The following is a 722-nucleotide window of genomic DNA, read 5'->3' on the forward strand; positions in this document are numbered from 1 at the left end:
CAGTTGTGTATCCACGCCGCCCAGGCCATCGCTGACCTGCACGCTGAACACTTCGTCATGACTTTCGCCCGCCTTGAGCGATTGCACCGCGCCGGCAACGCCATCGGTGCCGTTGGCCAGGGTGTAGGTCCACTGGCCGGTGCTGTCCACGTCAATCGAGCCGTAGCTGCCAATTGGCGAGCCATTGATGGTCCAGATAGCGGAGGCATCGTGATCGATGTCGGCCGAGCTGAATTGACCGCTGACGCTGAGGGTAGTGTCTTCCTGCACTGCTCCGGCATCATTGCCGCTGGCGAAGCTGAGTACCGGCGCGTCGTTGCTGCCGGTGACAGTGATGGTCACCTGTTGGGTGTCGACACCGCCCAGGCTGTCGCTGACCTGCACGCTGAACACTTCGTCGTAACTCTCGCCCGCCTTCAGCGACTGCACGGCACTGGAGACTCCATCGGTGCCGTTGGCCAAGGTGTAGGTCCATTGGCCGCTGCTGTCCACGGCGATCGAACCGAAGGAGCCGGTGTTTGCTCCGACGATGCTCCAGGTAGCGGTGGCGGCATGATCGATATCGGTCGAGCTGAATTGACCGCTGACGCTGAGGGTAGTGTCTTCCTGCACTGCGCCGGCATCGTTGCCGGTGGCGAAGCTGAGTACCGGCGCATCGTTGCTGCCGGTGACGGTAATGGTCACCAACTGGGTGTCGACGCCACCCAGGCCATCGCTGACCT

General features: G+C 62.5%; 1 protein-coding gene. It reads right to left on the reverse strand.

Annotated elements, in window-relative coordinates; all coding sequences use genetic code 11:
• The coding region (locus PVZ78_RS03550) for a VCBS domain-containing protein (protein ID WP_273828232.1) at positions 1-722 on the reverse strand (722 nt) is incomplete at both ends.

Origin of the sequence: Pseudomonas sp. SBT1-2 (assembly GCF_028640875.1) — a bacterium.
Classification (GTDB): domain Bacteria; phylum Pseudomonadota; class Gammaproteobacteria; order Pseudomonadales; family Pseudomonadaceae; genus Aquipseudomonas; species Aquipseudomonas chlororaphis_I.